The 19,445-nt window shown below is 65.6% G+C and carries 16 protein-coding genes; 6 read left to right on the top strand and 10 right to left on the bottom strand.

Annotated elements, in window-relative coordinates:
* From FIU91_RS10910 to FIU91_RS10895, 4 genes are read right to left on the bottom strand one after another with little or no spacing between them, the layout of a single operon-like run.
* Positions 1-774, bottom strand: a complete 774-nt coding sequence (locus FIU91_RS10910) for a transglutaminase family protein (RefSeq protein WP_152462464.1) — start codon at positions 772-774, stop codon at positions 1-3.
* Positions 775-821: 47 nt separating this feature from the next.
* Positions 822-1,343 carry a hypothetical protein gene (locus tag FIU91_RS10905; protein ID WP_152462463.1) on the bottom strand — a complete coding sequence of 174 codons (522 nt, stop codon included), beginning with the start codon at positions 1,341-1,343 and terminating at the stop codon, positions 822-824.
* Positions 1,343-2,095, bottom strand: a complete 753-nt coding sequence (locus tag FIU91_RS10900; RefSeq protein WP_093009874.1) for a DsbA family protein — start codon at positions 2,093-2,095, stop codon at positions 1,343-1,345. The genes FIU91_RS10905 and FIU91_RS10900 overlap by 1 nt, the downstream gene beginning before the upstream one ends.
* A gap of 25 nt (positions 2,096-2,120) precedes the next feature.
* The gene (locus FIU91_RS10895) at positions 2,121-3,437 is read right to left on the bottom strand and encodes a M48 family metalloprotease (protein WP_152462462.1); all 1,317 of its coding nucleotides are present in this window, start codon (positions 3,435-3,437) and stop codon (positions 2,121-2,123) included.
* A gap of 53 nt (positions 3,438-3,490) precedes the next feature.
* Here FIU91_RS10895 and FIU91_RS10890 point away from each other — a divergent pair, with 53 nt between their 5' ends.
* From FIU91_RS10890 to prfB, 4 genes are all read left to right on the top strand, one after another.
* Entirely contained in the window at positions 3,491-4,639 is a 1,149-nt protein-coding gene (locus tag FIU91_RS10890) for a pyridoxal phosphate-dependent aminotransferase (protein ID WP_152462461.1), read from the top strand.
* A gap of 85 nt (positions 4,640-4,724) precedes the next feature.
* On the top strand, positions 4,725-5,963 hold the full coding sequence (locus FIU91_RS10885) for an N-acetylmuramoyl-L-alanine amidase (protein ID WP_152462460.1): 1,239 nt from the start codon (positions 4,725-4,727) through the stop codon (positions 5,961-5,963).
* A gap of 100 nt (positions 5,964-6,063) precedes the next feature.
* The gene (locus FIU91_RS10880; RefSeq protein WP_152462459.1) at positions 6,064-8,571 is read left to right on the top strand and encodes a penicillin-binding protein 1A; all 2,508 of its coding nucleotides are present in this window, start codon (positions 6,064-6,066) and stop codon (positions 8,569-8,571) included.
* A gap of 145 nt (positions 8,572-8,716) precedes the next feature.
* Positions 8,717-9,835 carry a peptide chain release factor 2 gene (gene prfB, locus FIU91_RS10875; RefSeq protein ID WP_152462458.1) on the top strand — a complete coding sequence of 373 codons (1,119 nt, stop codon included), beginning with the start codon at positions 8,717-8,719 and terminating at the stop codon, positions 9,833-9,835.
* Between the two features lie 9 nt (positions 9,836-9,844).
* Here the strand turns inward: prfB and FIU91_RS10870 are convergent, their stop codons facing one another.
* Positions 9,845-10,675: a helix-turn-helix domain-containing protein gene (locus FIU91_RS10870; RefSeq protein ID WP_152462457.1), complete on the bottom strand. Its 831-nt coding sequence runs from the start codon at positions 10,673-10,675 to the stop codon at positions 9,845-9,847.
* A 186-nt stretch (positions 10,676-10,861) separates the two neighbouring features.
* Here FIU91_RS10870 and FIU91_RS10865 point away from each other — a divergent pair, with 186 nt between their 5' ends.
* Positions 10,862-11,176 carry a hypothetical protein gene (locus FIU91_RS10865; protein WP_152462456.1) on the top strand — a complete coding sequence of 105 codons (315 nt, stop codon included), beginning with the start codon at positions 10,862-10,864 and terminating at the stop codon, positions 11,174-11,176.
* A gap of 12 nt (positions 11,177-11,188) precedes the next feature.
* Here FIU91_RS10865 and ilvN read toward each other — a convergent pair whose 3' ends face one another.
* Together ilvN and FIU91_RS10855 are read right to left on the bottom strand one after the other, a co-directional pair.
* Entirely contained in the window at positions 11,189-11,749 is a 561-nt protein-coding gene (gene ilvN, locus FIU91_RS10860; protein ID WP_093009866.1) for an acetolactate synthase small subunit, read from the bottom strand.
* Between the two features lie 70 nt (positions 11,750-11,819).
* On the bottom strand, positions 11,820-13,574 hold the full coding sequence (locus FIU91_RS10855; protein WP_152462455.1) for an acetolactate synthase 3 large subunit: 1,755 nt from the start codon (positions 13,572-13,574) through the stop codon (positions 11,820-11,822).
* Positions 13,575-13,961: 387 nt separating this feature from the next.
* Between FIU91_RS10855 and FIU91_RS10850 the strand changes: the two genes are divergently transcribed.
* A complete protein-coding gene (locus FIU91_RS10850; protein ID WP_254701949.1) occupies positions 13,962-14,930 on the top strand; it encodes a serine hydrolase in 969 nt (322 codons plus the stop codon).
* A gap of 86 nt (positions 14,931-15,016) precedes the next feature.
* On the opposite strand, the gene FIU91_RS10845 is transcribed toward FIU91_RS10850, so the two are convergent.
* The 3 genes from FIU91_RS10845 to speB form a co-directional block, all read right to left on the bottom strand.
* Positions 15,017-17,053, bottom strand: a complete 2,037-nt coding sequence (locus tag FIU91_RS10845) for an ASKHA domain-containing protein (protein ID WP_152462454.1) — start codon at positions 17,051-17,053, stop codon at positions 15,017-15,019.
* Positions 17,054-17,135: 82 nt separating this feature from the next.
* Positions 17,136-18,284, bottom strand: coding sequence for a CaiB/BaiF CoA-transferase family protein (locus FIU91_RS10840; RefSeq protein WP_152462453.1), 1,149 nt, complete (start codon positions 18,282-18,284; stop codon positions 17,136-17,138).
* A gap of 99 nt (positions 18,285-18,383) precedes the next feature.
* Entirely contained in the window at positions 18,384-19,343 is a 960-nt protein-coding gene (speB, locus tag FIU91_RS10835; protein ID WP_152462452.1) for an agmatinase, read from the bottom strand.
* Between the last annotated feature and the right edge of the window lie 102 nt (positions 19,344-19,445).

Genomic DNA, 19,445 nt, shown 5'->3' with positions numbered 1-19,445 from the left:
TCAGACTTCCGTCACCATCACGTTCTGACGCATGAGCGTCGCACGGCCGTAACTTGTCAGGAACGCGACGTCGGTGGCATCGCGGCCGACGCAGATGCGGGCAACGTCGCGCGGGCCGCACATCCCCGACGGGTCCATGATGTGCCACGCGCCGTCGAGCCAGAGTTCCGCGACGAGGTGGAAATCCTGAGGCACGACGCCCAGCCCGTAAACGCTCGCCACCCTCGCGGGGATCGTGCCGGCGCGGGCCAGCGTCACCAGCATATGCGCGAAATCCCGGCAGACGCCCTGACGCGTGACGAAGGTTTCGAGCGCCGAGGTCTCGGGGCCGGAGGCCCCCGGAACATAGGTGAAGTTGCGTCGCACGAACTCCTCCAGCTCGATGGCGAGCGCGCCGCCGGTAAGCCCCGGAAAGGCGGTCGAGAGGTAGGTCATGAACTTGTCGGACGGGCAAAAGCGCGAAGGAAGAAGGTATTTCACGACGTCGCGCGGCAGATCGGCGGGGCTGTCCATCGATAATGCGCCTATATCGCGCACCTCGCGGTCGATCCGGACCTCGGTCGTGTATTCCAGCGTCAGCGCCTCGGCCTCGTGAAACCACAGCCTCAGGCCGATCTCGTCCTCGGCCGGGTTGATCCGCGCCTCCGCGCCATGCGCGTTCAGCGTCTCGTTGCGGATGGCCTGGTCGGGCAGGGCGGCCGCGTTGATCTGCACGAGGCAGTCCGTGGGCGCATCAAGGGCGTAATCGAGCAGAACGTCGATCTTCAGGGGCATCAGGCCTCCGGGGCGCTAGGGATGTGTGGGCGGATGATGCGGCGCGGTCACGGAGAGATGTAGCGCTCGAGCACGAACGGGGGAATCTGTCCCCGCACCATCATGTCCGGCAGCACGTAGGACGGCAGCGTGTCGAGCGTCAAGCGGTCCATCGCCTGGGCGACGTCCGGGTCGGAGGCATCGAGGCGCGTCGCCGCGAGGCCAAGCCGCTCCATGAGCGCCGCAAGCTCGGCCTCCGCCGCGGCGCAGTCCGCACAATCGGGGCCAGTCAGGAAGGCCAAGGCAACGGGCGCGCCGTCAGGTCCGATGCGCGGACGCGTCTCGGCAAAAAGCGCGGCCCGTTCGGCTTCGAGACGGCCAAGATCCTCATCGCGCGCATCGGCGTAGATGTCGGAGGGGGCCGGGACGGGCGGGTTCAGCGCGCGGCCCACGAGTTCGGGTTCGTCGAGGATCAGCTCCCGGATCTCCGCGCCGAAGGCAGCGCGCGCGGTCTCTGTCTCGAAGGGGCCCGCGCCCAAGGGCGTGGCGGCCAGCGTGAGACCGGCCGCCACAAGATAGCGTGCCGGCATCAGCCCTCCTGGCGTTCGGCGGCGACGATCTCCTGCATTTCCTCGAGGCTGACATAGCCGCGCACCAGCTCGTCGCCCATCACGAAGGTCGGGGTGCCCCGGATCGCCAGCTCTTCGGCGAGCGCACGGGTCTCGGCAATCTGGGAATTCACGGCATCGGAGCCCATCTCGGCGATGATCGCGTCGGCGTCGAGCGACAGCTCTTCCGCGACGCCGCGCAGCGCGTCTTCCGTGGGATCGGCGGTCAGCTCCATCATCGCGTCGTGGACCTGCTTATAGGCCTCGTCGCCCGCGACGTTCTTGGCCGCGATGGCGAAGCGCGACATGGTCAGCGAAGCTTCACCGAGAATCGGGAATTCCTTGAGGACGAAGCGGATATTGCCGTCGGAGGCGACCAGCTCCTCGACCTCTGCCTTGGCCCGGCGGCAATAGCCGCAGCGGTAATCCATGAACTCGACGACGGTGATGTCGCCATCGGGGTTGCCGCCGACCCAGGAGACGCCGTCATTGAAGATCGCGTCGGTATTGTCGCCGACCGCGGCTTCGGCGGCCTGCGCCTCGGCCTGGGCCTGCCGCGCCTCGAGCGCGTTGACCGCCTCGATGATGACCTCGGGGTTCTCCATCAGGTAGGAGCGCACCTCGGCGCGGAACGCGTCGCGCTCTGCATCGCTCATGTCGGTGACGTCGATATTCTGCGCCAGCGCGGTCGTGCCGGTCAGAAGGGCGAGGGCGGTCAGGGTCGGTTTCAGCATGGGGACTCCTTTGGTGTCTCGTCTGTCAGCGCCGGGCGGCGGTGCGGGCGGCGACGGCCACGTCCTCGGCGCGCCGCCAGGCCGGTGAGCCGCGCGGCAGAAGCTGCAGCGCGCGCTCGGCATGGATGGCCGCATCCTTCAGGCGGCCCTGTATCGCGTAGCGTTCGGCGGTCGCCGCAGAGGCGAGGCCGTTCTGTCCGGTCTGTGCATAGGCCACCGAGAGGTCGCGTAAAAGACGTGGATCCTGGGAATCGCGCGCATAGGCGCGTTCGAGCGTGGCAAGCGCCGCCCCCGTGTCGCCAGAGGCCAGCTGCGCCCGGCCGAGACCGCCGAGGATCAGCGCCGATTTCGGGGCAAAGCGCGCCGCCTGGGCATAGGCCGCAACGGCCTGGGGCGCGCGGCGGCTTTCGAGCAGGATCTGGCCCTTGAGATCGAGGAGGAACGGATCATTCGGGCGCTGTGCCAGCGCGGCGTCGATCGACTGGATGGCCCGGCCCAGATCGGCGCGGCGGTGATGGGCGACCGCCTCGCGCATATGGCGGATATCGGGTGTTGCGCTCTCGCCCGCGCGCTTCAGCGTCCATCCGGGGTTGCGCTCGAACGCGGTCAGTTTGCCCTTGGCGCGCTGGAACCAGTATTCCGCCGTGGGATCCTTGGGAATGTCGCGGCCATACGCGTTGGCGAGCCCTTCGAGCGTGCGAAGCCGGTCGCGCGACAAGGGATGCGTGAGCATGTAGGGGTCCTGCCGGGAGATCGTCAGCGCCTCCTGGCCGCGAAAGATCTGCATCACCTCGACGGCGCCCATCGGGTCTATCCCGGCGCGGATCATGTAGCGCACGGCGCTCTGGTCGGCGGCGGCCTCCTCGGCGCGGGTATGGGCGAGGAAGTTCCGCAGGACCGAGGATTGCGTGCCGACCGCCAAGCCAAGCCCCGCCTCGGCGCTTTGCGTCGCCGCGAGACCCGACAGGATGAGGCCGAGCCCCGCTGCCGTACGCGCGGAGCGCATGTTCGCGGCGCGGCGCGAGATATGGCCATTGGCGATATGCGCGGCTTCATGCGCCAGAACCGCCTGGACCGAGCGCGCGGTCTCGAGCTTCATCAGAAGGCCCGAATGGATGAGGATATGCGCATTGTCCGCTACGAAGGCGTTGAGGCTGGTATCGTCGACCAGAAGCACCTTGGTGTTCGTGGGGCTCAGCCCAGCGGCCGCGAAGATCGGACGGGCGAGCTCGGACAGCGCATATTCGATATCGGCATCGCGCAGCAGCGTCAGCGCGCGGGCAGGGGTGCCGGCGACGAGCGCCAAGCAAAGGCTCAGGATGATGACCCGCATGGTCCGCATTGACTGTCCGCCCCGTCCCTTTCAGACATGGGGCGGACTTTAGGAGGCGCGCGATGCGGAACTCAAGACGGGGTGATGTCGATCCCTTCATTGTGATGGATGTGATGGAGGCCGCGCGCGCCGCCGAGGACGCGGGCCGCCACATCATCCATATGGAAGTCGGCCAGCCCGGCACGGCCGCGCCGGAAGCTGCGCGGCGGGCCCTGGCCGAGACGATGGAGGCTGATGCGCTCGGCTATACGGTGGCGCTCGGGATGCCTGCGCTCCGGGCGCGGATCGCGCGGCTCTACAAGGATTGGTACGGCGTCGACCTGGACCCCGCGCGGGTTGTCGTCACGCCCGGCTCCTCGGGCGCGTTCATCCTCGCCTTCACGGCGCTCTTCGATGCGGGCGACAAGGTGGCGCTCGGGCGGCCGGGATACCCGTCCTACCGGCAGATCCTGCGCGCGCTCGATCTCGAACCCTTGGAGGTCGAAGCCTCGGACGCGAACCGCCTGCAGCCCGTTCCCGCGGATCTCGAGGCGCTGGACTGGCAAGGGCTGATGGTGGCCTCGCCCGCGAACCCGACAGGCACGATGCTCGGGCGGGAGGCGCTCGGCGCGCTGATATCCTGCGCGCAAGATCGCGGCGCGGCGTTCATCTCGGACGAAATTTACCACGGCATCGAATACGAGGATCGCGCGGTTTCCGCGCTCGAGATCTCGGACGATGTCTGCGTCATCAATTCCTTCTCGAAATACTTCTCAATGACCGGCTGGCGTGTTGGCTGGATGGTCGTGCCCGAGGCGCAGCTGAGGCAAGTGGAGCGGCTGGCCCAGAACCTCTTCATCTGCGCGCCCCATGCTGCGCAGGTTGCGGCCCTCGCCGCGATGGATGCGAACGACGAGCTGGAAGCGAACATGGCGGTCTATCGCCGCAATCGCCAGCTGATGCTCGACGGGCTGCCGAAAGCGGGCTTTGATCGGATCGCGCCGCCCGACGGGGCCTTCTACGTCTATGCCGATGTCTCCCACCTGACCGAGGACAGTCGCGCGCTGGCGGCAGACATCCTTGAGCACGCAGGCGTCGCGGTGACGCCGGGGCTCGATTTCGATCCCGAGCGCGGGGCCAGGACGCTCCGGTTTTCCTATGCGCGCAGCACCGCCGATATCGAGGAAGGTCTCGCGCGGCTCAAAGCCTACATGGAGCCGCGCGGGGCGTAACCGGGTCACGGAAATGTCGCGCATCGAGGGGCAGACAATACCCTCGTTTCTGCGGTATGTTCGCTGCAAATAAGACGAGCAGAGAATGACCCGGCGGTTTCTATCGATCATCGCATGTCTGGCGGCATTGGCAGCCAGCCCCCTGACAGCGCAGGAGCGCGCCTTGGGCGGTCTTGCGCGGCTCGACGCCGAGAACAGCGCGATCACCGACCGGGCCTGGGGGCGCGGAACAGAGGTGACGCTTGCGCTAAGCCAGGGCGTGCCGTGGCGCGTCTTCACGCTGAGCGATCCGGCGCGGCTCGTGCTCGACTTCCGCGAAGTGGATTGGGGCGGTGTCGATCCCGCGACGCTCGATCGATCCGAGGCGATCTCCGAGGTGCATACCGGCGCGTATCGCGAGGGCTGGTCGCGCCTGGTCGCGCTTCTCGAGACGCCGATGGCCGTGGAACAGGCGGGCCTGTCTCTCGACCCCGAGACCGGGGCGGCCAAGCTGCGCCTGCGCCTTGCCGAGACCGATGCCGAGACCTTCGCCGCACGTGCCGGGGCGCCGCGCGATCCCCGCTGGGACTTGCCCGACCCCGCGCCTGTGCGCGCCGCCGCGCGGGGCGGTGTCGAGGGACTGCCCCTGCGTGTGATGCTGGACCCCGGTCACGGCGGCATCGATCCGGGTGCGGTCTATGGCGGCGAAACCGAGGCCAACCTCATGCTGATCTTCGCGCGCGAGCTTAAGGAGGTGCTTCTGCGCGCGGGCGGATTCGAAGTGTCGATGACGCGCGATGACGACGTTTTCGTCTCGCTCGAAGGGCGGATCGAGGCAGCCCATGATGCGAACGCCGACGTCTTCCTGTCGCTGCACGCCGACGCATTGGCCGAGGGCATCGCGCGCGGCGCGACGGTCTATACCCTGGCCGAAGAGGCTTCGGACGCGGCATCGGCGGCACTGGCCGAACGGCATGACCGCGACGACATCCTTGCCGGGCTCGATCTTGCGCGTACCGACGATCGGGTCGCGGGCGTGCTGATGGATCTTGCGCGGCTCGACACGGCGCCGCGCAGCACCGGGCTGGCCCGGGCGCTCGTGGGCGGGATCGAGAACGCGACGGGCAACGTGCACAAGCGGCCCTTGCGGTCGGCGGGCTTCTCTGTGCTGAAAAGCGCCGATATTCCGTCCGTGCTGATCGAGGTCGGATACCTGTCGACGCCGCAAGAGCTGAGGAACCTGCGTGATCCGGCCTGGCGCGCGGGCATGGCGGCCGGCATCCGCGACGGGCTTCAGACCTGGCTTGTCGAAGATGCCGCACTGGATGGCCTGCGCCGCCAGTGATATGCGGGCGGCGCAACGCCGCCGCCCCATATAATCGTGTTTTGACCCATCCGCGCCTTTCCGTATAAGGCGTGGCACTTCCTCATCGGGGATTACTGCCATGACGCGCTTCATTCTGTCCTTCTTCGGAACGATCTTCTCGCTCCTGACGCTCGGCATCTTTGCCGTGGCGATTTCGATCGGTGCGATCTTCTGGATCTACGGGCGCGACCTGCCAAGCCATGAGAGCCTCGCGCAGTATTCGCCGCCGACGATCAGCCGGATCTACTCGACCGAGGGGCGCATCATCGACGAGTTCGCGCAGGAGCGGCGGCTTTTTACCCCGGCGCAGGAGATCCCGGACCTCGTGAAGCAGGCCTTCATCTCGGCCGAGGACAAGAATTTCTACGTCCATGAGGGCTACGATCCGCGCGGTATCGCGGCGGCTGTTGTCGATGCCGTGCGCTCGCGCGGTCAGGACGTGCGCGGCGCCTCGACGATCACCCAGCAGGTGATGAAGAACTTCCTTCTGGGTGGGGATCGCCGGGCCGAGCGCAAGATCAAGGAGATCATTCTCGCAACGCGGCTCGAAAGCACTCTGTCCAAGGAGAAGATCCTCGAGCTGTATCTGAACGAGATCTTCCTCGGTCAGAACAGCTACGGCGTGACCGCCGCGGCGCAGACCTATTTTAACAAGACGCTCTCGCAGCTTGCCCCCCATGAGGCGGCCTTCCTGGCCTCGATGCCGAAAGCGCCATCGGATTTCCATCCGGTCCGCAATGCCGACCGGCTCCTCGCCCGGCGCGATTACGTGCTGCGCGAGATGCAAGAGAACGGCTATATCGACAAGGCGACCTACGAGGCCGAGCTCGCGGAGCCTCTGCGCTCCGTTCAGGCGGGCGATTTCGAGCCGTTCCAGAAACAGCTGCCGCCGCGCGATTATTTCACCGACGAGATCCGCCGCCAGCTCAGCCGCGATTTCGGCGAGGGCGAGTTCTTCTCGGGCGGCTTCTCGGTGCGCGCGACGATCGACCCCGAGATGCAGACCGAGGCCGCCAGCGCGCTGCGCGGCGCGCTCGAGCAGTATGACCGCAATCGCGGTGTCTGGCGCGGCACGGGCGAGACCATCGCCGAGGAGGAACTCGCCGATTGGGAGGGCGCGCTCGCGAACGCGTCGGTCGCCAGAGACATCGACCTCGAGAACGAATGGTATCCCGCGGTCGTCCTGAACGTTGCGGAGAACACGCTGACGCTCGGCATCGAAGGGCAGGGCGAAGGCGAAGTGCCGCGCGAGGATATACAGTGGATGCGCGGCACGTTCCTCGACACGTTCGAGCGCGGCGACGTCGTGCATGTGCGCCGCATGACCGCCGACAGCGATGGCAGCTTCATCCGCTGGACGCTGCGCCAGGTGCCCGAGGTCGAAGGCGCATTCATGGCGATGGACGTCAATACCGGCCGGGTCATCGCCATGCAGGGCGGCTTTTCCTACCAGCATTCGGTCTTCAACCGCGCAACGCAGGCCAAGCGCCAGCCGGGCTCGTCCTTCAAGCCCTTCGTCTACGCGGCAGCACTCGATTCAGGATACAGCCCGGCGACGATCGTCGTGGACGCCCCGATCGAGATCAACACGCCGCAAGGTGTATGGCGGCCGAAGAACGCCTCGAACCAGTTCTACGGCCCGACGCCGCTGCGCACCGGGATCGAGCGGTCGCGGAACCTCATGACCGTGCGTCTCGCCCAGGAGATCGGCATGGACACGGTCGCGCGCTACGCCGAGCGGTTCGGCGTCTACGACGACATGCAGCGGGTTCTGGCGAACGCGCTCGGCTCCGAGGAGACGACGCTGTTCCAGATGGTCGCGGCCTACGCCATGTTCGCCAATGGCGGCGAGCGGGTGGAGCCGACGCTCGTCGACCGGGTGCAGAACCGCTACGGCGAGACCGTCTATAATCACGAAAAGGAGCGCGGGAACGAGCGCGTCTGCGTCAACTGCACCGATCCGAACCTTGCGCCCGGCACCGCGCCGCGGATCGCCAATAACCGCGAGCGGGTGATGGATCCGGTCACCGCCTACCAGTTGACGTCGATGATGCGCGGCGTCGTCGAGCGCGGCACGGCCTCGGGCGCGGTGAGCTTGCCGGTGCCGACAGCGGGCAAGACCGGCACGACCAACGACGCCAAGGACGTGTGGTTCGTGGGCTTCACCTCGAACATCGTCGCGGGCTGCTATATCGGCCACGACCAGCCCCGCAGCCTCGGCAGCGGTGCGTCAGGCGGCGGGATCTGCGGCCCGGTCTTCCAGCAATTCATGACCGAGGCGGTCTCGAAATTCGGCGGCGGGAACTTCACCGTTCCCGAAGAATGCATGTTCATCAATATCGACCGCTTCACAGGCGCGCGTCTTGGCGATGGCGCGAGTGGCGAGAACGTCGTCTCGGAATGCTTCCGCGAAGGCATGGAGCCGATGTTCGGCATCCAGTTCGACGGCGGCTGGGCGATGGGCTCCGGCTTCGACATCATCCAGCCTGGCGGTCAGGCCCGGGAGGTCACGACCTCGACCGGCAAGAAAGCCGTGGTCGGCCCCAAGGCAAGCTTCGGCACGTTGTCGTCGGGCGGTCTCTACTGAGAGTTACGGCCAAGGATTTTATCTAAAATCCTTGGCCCCCAAAATCTTATATAAGATTTTGGTGGCCTCGCCCCTGTCTTGTGGGGCCGCGCGGCTTGCGGTATCACGCCCTCCAATCCAGACCAGCCCGAAAGACGGAGTTTCCATGCGCGCCGAGGCCGAACAGAATGTCGAGCGGATCGAGAAATCCCTGGCGCTTCTCGCGCAGCGGCTCGACTGGGAGACTGCCGAGCACCGGCTCGAGGAATTCAACGCGCGGGTCGAGGATCCCGATCTCTGGAACGATCCCGAAGCGGCGCAGAAACTCATGCGCGACCGCCAGCTTCTCGTGGATGCGATGGACACCTATCGCAGCCTGAAGCAGGAGAAGGAGGACCAGGTCGAACTCATCGAGATGGGCGAGGCCGAGGGCGACGAGGAGATCATCTCCGAGGCCGAGACTGCGCTCCGAACCATCGCCAAGACCGCGGCGGCCAAGGAACTCGAGGCGCTCCTTGACGGAGAAGCGGACGGCAACGACACGTTCCTGGAGATCAATGCGGGCGCCGGTGGCACGGAAGCCTGCGACTGGGCGCAGATGCTGCAGCGCATGTATGTCCGCTGGGCGGAGAGCAAGGGCTACGACGTCGAGTTGCAATCCGAAGAGCCGGGTTCGGAGGCCGGGATCAAATCGGTGGCCTACAAGATCTCCGGGCACAATGCCTATGGCTGGCTCAAGACGGAATCGGGCGTGCACCGGCTCGTCCGCATCTCGCCCTTCGGCAAGGGCACGCGCGAGACGTCCTTCGCAAGCGTCTGGGTCTATCCGGTGGTCGACGACAATATCGATGTCGAGGTCAATCCGGCCGATATCCGCGTCGATACCTATCGCTCCTCGGGTGCCGGCGGTCAGCACGTCAACACTACCGACTCCGCAGTCCGGATCACGCACCACCCGACCGGCATCGTCGTGACGTCGTCCGAGAAATCGCAGCACCAGAACCGCGATATCGCGATGAAAGCGCTGAAGTCGCGTCTCTACCAGATGGAGCTCGAGCGCCGCCACGCGGAGATCAACGCCCAGCACGAGGCCAAGGGCGAAGCGGGATGGGGCAACCAGATCCGCTCCTACGTTCTGCAGCCTTACCAGATGGTGAAGGATCTCAGGACGAACGTGGAGACGTCGGACACGCAAGGCGTGCTCGACGGTCATCTCGATCCGTTCATGGCCGCGACGCTTGCGCTCAAGGTCTCCGGGAAAAGCCGCTCCGACGCTCAGGATTGAGGCTGCGGGTCAGCCCATCGGCGCGCCGATCCTGAGAAGTTCCCGGTGGTATTCCGGTAGGCCTTCCGCGTCGTGCAGGCCCGTCTTTCGCGCGACCCTCAAGGCATCCGAGATCCGGGTGCCCAGATGCTCGAAGACGACCCGTTCCATGATCCGTCCCGCCTCGGCCTCCGATACGGAGCGGTTGGAAAACCCGACCCAGTAATTGTTGGCAAAGCTCGGCACGCGGGTGAGGAAGTTGAAGCTGAGGTTCTGCGCGTTGCGTCGGCTGACCAATGCGACGATCCCGTTCGCCTGCGGAAAGATCGTGCCACGGAATTCTCGCGTGAAGCGGCTGAGCGACAGGCCTTGGCTCTTCATCATGCGCCGATCCTCGTAGCCGCGGATGAAGGCCTGGCCGTATTCCCGGTAAACCAAGACGAGGCCGGTCACGAAACGGGTGTCGGAGACGAAACTCCGGCGTGAATACCGGAAGAACCCGTTCGGGAACTCGGTCTCCGAGGGACTGATCGCGGCGATCCCGCCAATGAATTGCGACAGTTCCGCTCCCGCGACGCGGCGCTTGCGCGCGTCCTCGACCTCTTCGAGGGGCTCCAGCACGATCCGGGCATCGAGATCGAAGTAGCTGCAGATACGGTGCAGCACATCGGGTCGCGGAAAGCTCTCGCCGTTCAGATACCGGTTGTACTGGGTGCGGTTTATCCCAAGCTCGCGGCACAGACCAGAGATGGACTCGGCCTTGGCGCTCAGCTTGCGCAGGTTCTGCCCGAACTGCAGGCGCAGTTCGGAAGGCTTTGTTTTCGATCGGTTTTTCCCGGTGGAAGGAGAAGAGTCCGTCATTGCATCCAAGGCTATCATTCTTCCGGTTTTGTCGTGTCTGAAATCTGCGGGAGGCTGACCTGACGCTAATTCGCGTCATTTATAGCATGAACTGACACTAATTCGAGTCGCCGGTTACGAACTAGAGTCTTTTCTCGCTCCTGCAGACACTTACGCTGATTTCCAAGGACAATAAGGAGACGAGGCGTGAAGGCTTTGAATATGCAGGGTGTCGTTATGTGGGCTGATAGCAGCAAAGGCACCGCAGTGATCTGGTGCGACGACCAGGGCGAGCTCGCTAATGTCGAACCCGGTCAGGATGAAGAGACCAGGTCGCTCCTTGTCGTGGGCGCTGCGGTCTCGTTCGACCTTGATTCCGCGTCGGATGTGCGCAGGGCGCGCAACTTGCGTGGCAGCGAAGGCGGCAGCCGGTCCGCACTTGCGTCCATCCTCGCGCATCGTCTCGCGGGAGACGCCAAGGCGCGCGATCCCGCGACCGACACGCTCACTTGCGTCGCCTGAAAGCTCGCGCGGTCAGGAGCCGCGCGAGAGGGCCGCGACACCCGTTCGGGCGATTTCCGCAAGACCCAGGGGGCGCATGAGATCGGCGAAGGCGTCGACCTTTTCGGGCGTTCCGGTAATCTGGAAGACGAAGCTTTCCAGCGTCGAGTCGACGACCTGGGCCCGGAAGATATCCGCAAGCCTGAGAGCCTCGACCCGCTTGTCGCCGGACCCTGCGACCTTCAGAAGCGCGAGTTCGCGTTCGACGGACATGCCCTCGACGGTGAGGTCGTGCACCTCGTGCACGGGCACGATCCGGCCGAGCTGCGCCTTGATCTGTTCGATCACCTGCGGTGTGCCGGTGGTGACGATGGTGATGCGCGACTGGTGGCCTTCGTGATCGACCTCCGCCACGGTCAGGCTGTCGATGTTGTAGCCTCGACCTGAGAACAGCCCGATCACCCGTGCCAGCACGCCCGGCTCATTGTCCACGATTACCGCGAGCGTGTGAGTTTCGATCGTCTCCGAGAAGGAGGGGCGCAGGTTGTAGGCCGAGTGCTTGGTCGAGCCTTTCTTGATCTTCAGCGCGGACATGGATCTTCCCTTTCAAATGGGGCGCGCGCGGCGCGCCCCTTGCTTACCGATGTGACGACGAAAGGCAGGCTCAGACGAGCACCGCGCCCGAAGTGCTGATCGCGTCCTTGGTGGAGGCTTCGCCCAGCAGCATCTTGTTGTGCGGCTCGCCCGACGGGATCATCGGGAAGCAATTTTCGTGCTTCTCCACCACGCAGTCGAAGATGACCGGCCCGTCATAGGCGAGCATCTCGCGGATCGCCTCGTCGAGATCGGCGGGGTCGTCGCAATAAATGCCCTTGGCCCCGAAGGCCTCGGCGAGCTTGACGAAATCGGGCAGGGCTTCGGACCAGCTATGCGAGTAGCGCTCGCCGTGCAGAAGTTCCTGCCACTGGCGCACCATGCCGAGCCGTTCGTTGTTGAGGATGAACTGCTTCACCGGCAAGCGGAACTGCACCGCCGTGCCCATCTCCTGCATGTTCATCAGCCAGGACGCCTCGCCGGCGACGTTGATGACCAGCGCGTCGGGATGGGCCATCTGCACGCCGATGGAGGCCGGGAAGCCGTAGCCCATCGTGCCGAGTCCGCCGCTCGTCATCCAGCGGTTGGGATCCTCGAAGCCCATGTATTGCGCCGCCCACATCTGGTGCTGACCGACCTCGGTGCAGACATAGCGGTCCTTGTCCTTGGTCAGCGCCTCGAGCCGTTCCAGCGCGTATTGCGGCTTGATCGTCTTCTGGGAGGCTTTGTAGGTCAGGCATTTGACCTTCTTCCACTCCTCGATCTCGGCCCACCAGCGCTGCAGGCCTTCGCGGTTGACCTTCCGGCCACGCGATTTCCAGACCTTCAGCACATCCTCGAGGACGTGCGCCACGTCGCCGATGATCGGCATGTCCGTCTGCACGACCTTGTTGATCGACGAGGGGTCGATATCGATATGGGCTTTGCGCGAATTGGGCGAGAAGGCATCGATCCGGCCGGTGATCCGGTCGTCGAAACGCGCGCCGACATTGATCATCAGATCGCAGCCATGCATGGCGAGGTTCGCCTCGTAGAGCCCGTGCATTCCCAGCATGCCGAGCCAGTGACGGCCCGAGGCGGGATAGGCGCCGAGGCCCATCAAGGTGGAAGTGATCGGAAAACCCGTCGCCTCGACAAGCTCGCGCAGAAGCTGGCTCGCTGCCGGCCCCGAATTGATGACGCCGCCGCCGGTATAGAAGACCGGGCGCTCGGCGGTCTCGATGGCCTCGACGAGCTGCGTGATGATGTCCATGTCGCCCTTCACGCGCGGTTGGTAGCGCTGCGTGTTGGCTTGGGCCTTGGGCTGATATTCGGCGCTCGCGAACTGAACGTCCTTGGGGATGTCGATGAGGACGGGGCCGGGGCGGCCCGAGGTCGCGACGTGGAAGGCCTCATGGATCGTCGCCGACAGCTTGGTCGTGTCCTTCACGAGCCAGTTGTGCTTCGTGCAGGGACGGGTGATGCCGACCGTGTCCGCCTCCTGAAAGGCGTCCGAGCCGATCATGAAGGTCGGCACCTGGCCTGAGAGGACGATGATCGGGATCGAGTCCATCAGCGCATCGGTGAGCCCGGTCACCGCATTGGTCGCGCCGGGCCCCGAGGTGACGAGCGCCACGCCGGGCTTGCCGGTCGCGCGCGCATAGCCTTCGGCGGCGTGGACCGCGCCCTGTTCGTGACGCACGAGAATGTGGCGAATGTCGTTCTGCTGAAAGACCTCGTCGTAGATCGGTAGCACCGCACCGCCAGGATAGCCGAATACCGTGTCCACACCCTGATCCCGCAGGGCTTGAACCACCATTTTCGCTCCGGTCATCGCCTTGGTCATCGATCTACTCCATCTCAGGCGTCGTCATTCGTGCTGCGCATAAAAAAGCCCTCGGGGGGATCCGAGGGCGCATGGGGTACCGTTCAGGGTGTCCGTTACCGGCCCATGCGCCATGTCCCTACGATGTCTACGAGGATGAGGGTCATCCCGTGGCTCCTTTCGCGCGTGCGGATCACGTTTAGGCGGGCGCTCCAGCGGGGTCAACCGCAAAAGCGACGAAAATATTACCGTAGGCGCGTTCGCTTCTTTCGCAATATTGCGCTGGTGGGCGTTCCGGCGACGTTTTCGCGATTTTGGCCGTGCAACACGCGACAGTGAGGGGCTTGCGGCTTGGTGCCGGGCCCCGCGCGGCTAGATCGCACTCGCAAGAGCCATCGCGGAGACGACATGCACAGACGTGGATTCATGATGACGGGGGCGGCCGCGCTGACCGCGCCGATGCTGCGCGCGCAGAGCGCGGGCTACGCCGAGACGGCTGGCGGGCTGGACCAGCTTCACGCTCTCATCGTTCGGCAAGGCGGCGAGGAGGTCTTTGCCGAGGCGTTTCGAGGGCCGGGCCTCGACAGCATCGCCAACATTAAATCCGTCTCGAAAACGCTGGTCGCGCTCCTGACCGGAATCGTGATCGACGAGGGTGCGATCGAGGGGCCGGAGGCGCGCGTGCTGCCGCTTCTGGGTTTGCCGGACCGCGACGACGCGATCAACGCGCTCACGGTCGGCGATCTTCTGTCGATGCGCACCGGGCTCGAAAGCACCTCGGGCGGCAATTACGGCGCGTGGATCGCGAGCGACAACTGGGTCCGCGCCGCGCTCGCGCAGGATGTGGTGGCGGAGCCCGGCGGGCGGTTCATCTATTCGACCGGCGGCTGGCACGTCTTGGGCGCGGTCCTGTCCGAGGTCACTGGGCGCAGCCTTCGCGATCTGGCGCAGGACAGGCTCGGCGGACCACTCGGTATCTCCTTCCCACCCTGGGCGCGGGATCCGCAAGGCCGGTTCCTCGGCGGCAACGAGATGGCGGTGACGCCGCGCGGCCTGTCGCGGATCGGGCAAATGGTTCTCGATGGCGGGCAATGGGACGGGGACGAGGTGGTGCCGGAGCGCTGGATCGAAACCTCGTGGGAACGGCGCGCCCGCTCACCGTTCTCCGGCGACGGATATGGATATGGCTGGTTCCTGACACGTATCGAAAGCACGCCGGTGCGTTACGGGCGCGGGTATGGCGGGCAGATCCTCGCCGTTGCGCCTGAGCGGGAGATCGTGATCGCGATCACGTCGGACCCGACGCTTCCGGCGCGATCGGGGGGCTATTTCGGCGCGCTGAAATCGTTGATGGCTGAGGTTATGCGCGAGGTCTGAGGCGCGATCTTCAAAAGAAGATCGCATGGAAAGCGTACGCGCTTTCCAAGCCTGCCCCAATTCGCGTCCTGATGTGCCGCGGACAATCAGCCCCGGCGGCGCCGGCGGCCCGCGGGTCGATCCGAGCTTGCACCAAAGCCCGTCTCCGGCAGGTCAACGACCGCGCGCAGCTCGGGGAAGGGATCGGTCTTGTGCGGTATCGCGTTCGCAGCCACGAAATGCTCTTGGAACCGCGGCTCGATGGCGGTTTCGACCTTGGTGATCTCGCGCACGACGCGCTCGATCTCGGCGCGTGCGCTGATATTGCACAGCGCGATTCGCGCGCCCGTTCCGGCCGCGTTGCCCGCGCTTGTCACCTTGTCGAGCGGAACATCCGGGATCATCCCGAGAACCATCGCGTGTTTCGGCGAGATATGCGCGCCGAACGCGCCCGCGAGCACGACCCGGTCGACCTTGTCGACGCCCCGCTCGTCCATCAGAAGCCGCGCGCCGGCATAGAGCGCCGATTTCGCGAGCTGGATCGCGCGCACGTCGCCCTGCGTCACGGAAATGCGGGGCCCGCCGGTCTCGGAAGCGTCCCAGATCATGTATTGCCAGGTTCGACCGTCCGCGACGGAGCGGGACGTTCCGGTCTGCTCGGGCGAGCCAATGAGACCTGACGGATCCATGAGCCCCGCGATACGAAGCTCGGCCACCGCCTCGATGATGCCGGAGCCGCAGATGCCGGTGATGCCGTTCTCGCCGACCGCGTCGTGAAAGCCCGGCTCGTCCGACCAGAGATCGCAGCCGATCACGCGGAAGCGGGGCTCCTTGGTCTCGGGGTCGATGCGGATCGCCTCGATCGCGCCGGCCGCCGCGCGCTGACCCGAGGAGATCTGCGCGCCCTCGAAGGCGGGGCCCGTCGGAGAGGAGCAGGCCAGAACGCGGCTGCGGTCGCCCAGAAGGATCTCGGCATTGGTGCCCACGTCGACGACGAGAACGAGGTCGTCGGACTTGCCGGGCTCTTCGGACAACGCGACTGCCGCCGCATCCGCGCCGACATGGCCGGCGATGCAAGGCAGGACGTAGATCTGCGCGGTGGGCCGCAGCGCGTCGAGACCGAGTTCCCGCGCGGTCAGATGCATGGCATCGGAGGTGGCGAGCGCGAAGGGGGCCTGCCCGAGCTCGACGGGGTCGATCCCGAGCAGCAGGTGGTGCATGACCGGATTGCAGACGAAGACCGTCTCGACGATCAGCTCCGCTTCGATCCCGGCCTCCTTCGCGATCTCGAGCGCGAGCGTGTCGATGGCTTCACGCACGGCGCGGGTCATCTCGTCCGCGCCGCCTTCGTTCATCATCGAATAGGAGACCCGGCTCATCAGGTCTTCGCCGAAGCGGATCTGCGGGTTCATGATGCCCGAGGAGGCGACGACCTCACCGGTATCGAGATTGGTCAGATGCGCCGCGATCGTCGTGGAGCCGAGATCGATGGCGAGCCCGTAGATGCCGGTCTCGTGCAGCCCGGGGAAAAGCGCGGTCAGCCTGTGCGCGCCGCCGCCGTGATCGCGGTGCAGCGCGGCCGTGACCTGCCACTTGCCCTTTCGCAGGATGGGTTGCAGCCTGGCCATCACCGAGAGGTCGGCCTCGAGCCGTTCGATCCCCCATTCGCGCTTCAGCGCGGCGGCGAGCCGTTCGAAATCGCCTGACGGCTCGTGCATGTCAGGCTCCTGGACCTCGACGAAGTAGAGCCGGGTCGCGGGGTCCATCTCGATCACGCGGGCGCTCGCGGCCTTGCGGACGATCTGGCGGTGCACCTGGCTTTCGGCGGGTACGTCGATCACCACGTCGCCGCGGATCTCGGCCTGGCAACCGAGACGGCGGCCGGGTTTCAGCCCGCGTTTCTCGTCATAGCGCGCCTCGACCTTGTTCCAGTCCGACAGCGCGTCCTCGCGTGAGCTGACCCCGTGCTTGGAGAATTCGCCGAAGGCCGGGGCCACCTGGCACTTGGAACAGATGCCGCGCCCGCCGCAGACCGAATCGAGATCCACGCCCAGTTTGCGCGCGGCGCTCAGAACCGGGGTTCCGGTCGGAAAACGTCCGCGTTTGCCCGACGGGGTGAAGACGACAAGGTGATCGGTGCTCATGGATGCTCCTGCGCGCATGTCCTCGCCGGCGCAACATATGCATATTTAGAGCAGGGGAAAGCCGCGGAGCGACATGCTTTCGTTACTCTCCGTCGAGCCAGCGCAGAATCTCGCCCCTGTTGCCGTCGAGATCGGGGGCGGGCCCGCGCGAGGAGCGATCCTCGACGCCGCTTATCTTGATCGGATTGCCCGCGGCGACGAAAGCTTTGCGTCCGTTCCGGTCGAGGACATCCACCACCATGTTGCGCGCGAGGATCTGCGGGTCATGCATCACCTGGTCGATATTCTGGATAGGCGCGTTCGGGATGCCCGCGGCGGTCAGCTTCTGGATCCAGTAGCTGCGCGTGTTTTCCAGCGTGACCGCCTCGATGAGCCGTTTCAGAAGTCGGGCGTTCTCGCAGCGGGCAGCATTTGTTGCAAAGCGCGGATCGTCGGCGATGGGCAGCATCAGCGCGAGACAGAGCTTCTCGAACAGCTTGTCGTTGCCCGCCGCGATGACGAAGAGTCCGTCGGAGGCATGGAAGGTCTCGAACGGCGCGATGGACGGATGCCGTGCGCCGGTGGGTCCGGGCGGCTTGCCCGTGACGGAGGTGATCGCCACGGCGTGCTCGAGGATGGCGAGCTGACTGTCGAGCATGGAGATGTCGATCTTGCGGCCGCGCCCGGTCCTCTCGCGGTCATAGAGCGCCGCGAGCACGCCTTGGGCGAGATACATCCCCGCCACGATGTCGCCGATGGAGGCACCGACGCGCACCGGCTCGCGACCGGCCTCGCCGGTGATGGACATGACGCCGCCTCGCGCCTGCACGACCATATCGTAAGCCGGGCGTTTCGCATCCGGCCCGGTATGACCGAAACCCGAGACCGCGCCGTAGATGAGCCGGGGAAAACGGGACGAAAGATCGTCCCAGCCATAGCCCAGCTTTTCCATCACGCCGGGGCGGTAATTCTCGAGGATGATATCGGCGCGCGCGACGAGCCGTTCGAATGTCGCGCGGTCGTTCTCGGCCTTGAGGTCGAGCGCGATGGAGGCCTTGCCGTGGTTGATCGCGGCGAAATAAGCGCTCTTGCCGCTCTTGAAGGGCGGAAAGGTGCGGGTGTCGTCGCCGGTGCCCGGACGCTCGACCTTGATGACCCGTGCGCCGAGATCGGCAAGCGTCATCGAGGCGAAGGGACCGGCGAGGACATGGGTGAGATCGAGGACGACAAGTCCTGCGAGGGGCTGCGGCATGGTAAGCGACTTTGTGCTGAGAGCTTCGTTGGCGTCAGTTGAAACGCCTATCGCCGAAGTGTGACAAGTCCTCAAATGCCGATCGGCGAGAAGTCGCGGTCAGCCGCCGGCGGCGCGTGCGTGGAAGATGAATCCGAGGGCGTTCATGAGGATCTGTGCGGCCAGGATCGAGGTGACGCCGGCTGGATCGTAGGCGGGCGCGACCTCGACGAGATCGAAGCCGACGACCTCGTGGTGGCGTGCGACCTCCTGCAAAAGCTCCAGCACCTCGTAATAGAGAAATCCGCCATGCGACGGCGTGCCCGTGCCTGGCGCGATCGAGGGGCAGAACGCGTCGATGTCGAGCGTGATGTAGACCCGCGCGCCCGGCGGGATTCGCGCGGCGGTCGCGCGCGGACCGATGGCGCGGCACTGCCGCACCGACAGGATATCGGCCCCCATCGCGCGGGCATCGTCGTAGCCTTCCTTCGCCGTGGAGGAGACATTGCGGATCCCGACCTGTGTCAGACCCGAGATGAACGGCCGCTCGGCCGCGCGCCGCATCGGGTTGCCGTGGCCGTGCCGGACGCCGTGTCGCTCGTCCACGAAATCGAGATGCGCGTCGATCTGGAGGATATGGATGTCGCCCTGATCGTCGAAAGCGCGGATGATGGGGATATTGACCGAGTGATCGCCGCCGATCACCACCGGCAGGGCCGCCGCGCCGAGGGCCGCGCGCACGCCTGCCTCGATATTGGCGTGGCTTTGCGTCGTGTCCGTGTGGATGATGTCGGCATCGCCCATATCCACGATCTGTACGTCGGGACCAAGATAGGTGACGTCGTCTTCGTGGTCATAAGCGCCTGAATGACCGAAGGAAAACAGCGTCGAGGCCTCGCGCACCCCGCGCGGGCCGAAGCGCGCGCCCGCGCGCCATTGAGTGCCCGCATCGAAGGGTGCCCCAAGGATCGCCGCATCGGCGTCGAGCCGCGACCAATCGGGCTCGTAGGGCTTTCTTGCGAAGGTGCAGATGCCGGTGAAGGGCAGGTCGAGCCTGCCGGTCGCGTAGCCATGTGTCATGTCGATGAGTTTCAGGCGGCAAGATGATTTCGGCAAGTGAAATGACCGGGGCGGGGTGGCCATGCCCGTCTTTTGGTCCATCTGTCAGTCAAGAGTTCACCA

This window comes from Roseivivax sp. THAF30 (genome assembly GCF_009363575.1).
GTDB classification, from domain to species: domain Bacteria; phylum Pseudomonadota; class Alphaproteobacteria; order Rhodobacterales; family Rhodobacteraceae; genus Roseivivax; species Roseivivax halotolerans.
Note: the sequence above shows the minus strand (reverse complement) of the source record. Positions and strands in the feature narration are given on the sequence as shown.

Bases quoted from the DNA above. Each gene is read 5' to 3' on its own strand.
- FIU91_RS10910 (WP_152462464.1), bottom strand. From the start codon at position 774: ATGCCCCTGAAGATCGACGTTCTGCTCGATTACGCCCTTGATGCGCCC.
- FIU91_RS10905 (WP_152462463.1), bottom strand. From the start codon at position 1,343: ATGCCGGCACGCTATCTTGTGGCGGCCGGTCTCACGCTGGCCGCCACG.
- FIU91_RS10900 (WP_093009874.1), bottom strand. From the start codon at position 2,095: ATGCTGAAACCGACCCTGACCGCCCTCGCCCTTCTGACCGGCACGACC.
- FIU91_RS10895 (WP_152462462.1), bottom strand. From the start codon at position 3,437: ATGCGGACCATGCGGGTCATCATCCTGAGCCTTTGCTTGGCGCTCGTC.
- FIU91_RS10890 (WP_152462461.1), top strand. From the start codon at position 3,491: ATGCGGAACTCAAGACGGGGTGATGTCGATCCCTTCATTGTGATGGAT.
- FIU91_RS10885 (WP_152462460.1), top strand. From the start codon at position 4,725: ATGACCCGGCGGTTTCTATCGATCATCGCATGTCTGGCGGCATTGGCA.
- FIU91_RS10880 (WP_152462459.1), top strand. From the start codon at position 6,064: ATGACGCGCTTCATTCTGTCCTTCTTCGGAACGATCTTCTCGCTCCTG.
- prfB (WP_152462458.1), top strand. From the start codon at position 8,717: ATGCGCGCCGAGGCCGAACAGAATGTCGAGCGGATCGAGAAATCCCTG.
- FIU91_RS10870 (WP_152462457.1), bottom strand. From the start codon at position 10,675: ATGACGGACTCTTCTCCTTCCACCGGGAAAAACCGATCGAAAACAAAG.
- ilvN (WP_093009866.1), bottom strand. From the start codon at position 11,749: ATGTCCGCGCTGAAGATCAAGAAAGGCTCGACCAAGCACTCGGCCTAC.
- FIU91_RS10855 (WP_152462455.1), bottom strand. From the start codon at position 13,574: ATGACCAAGGCGATGACCGGAGCGAAAATGGTGGTTCAAGCCCTGCGG.
- FIU91_RS10850 (WP_254701949.1), top strand. From the start codon at position 13,962: ATGCACAGACGTGGATTCATGATGACGGGGGCGGCCGCGCTGACCGCG.
- FIU91_RS10845 (WP_152462454.1), bottom strand. From the start codon at position 17,053: ATGAGCACCGATCACCTTGTCGTCTTCACCCCGTCGGGCAAACGCGGA.
- FIU91_RS10840 (WP_152462453.1), bottom strand. From the start codon at position 18,284: ATGCCGCAGCCCCTCGCAGGACTTGTCGTCCTCGATCTCACCCATGTC.
- speB (WP_152462452.1), bottom strand. From the start codon at position 19,343: ATGACACATGGCTACGCGACCGGCAGGCTCGACCTGCCCTTCACCGGC.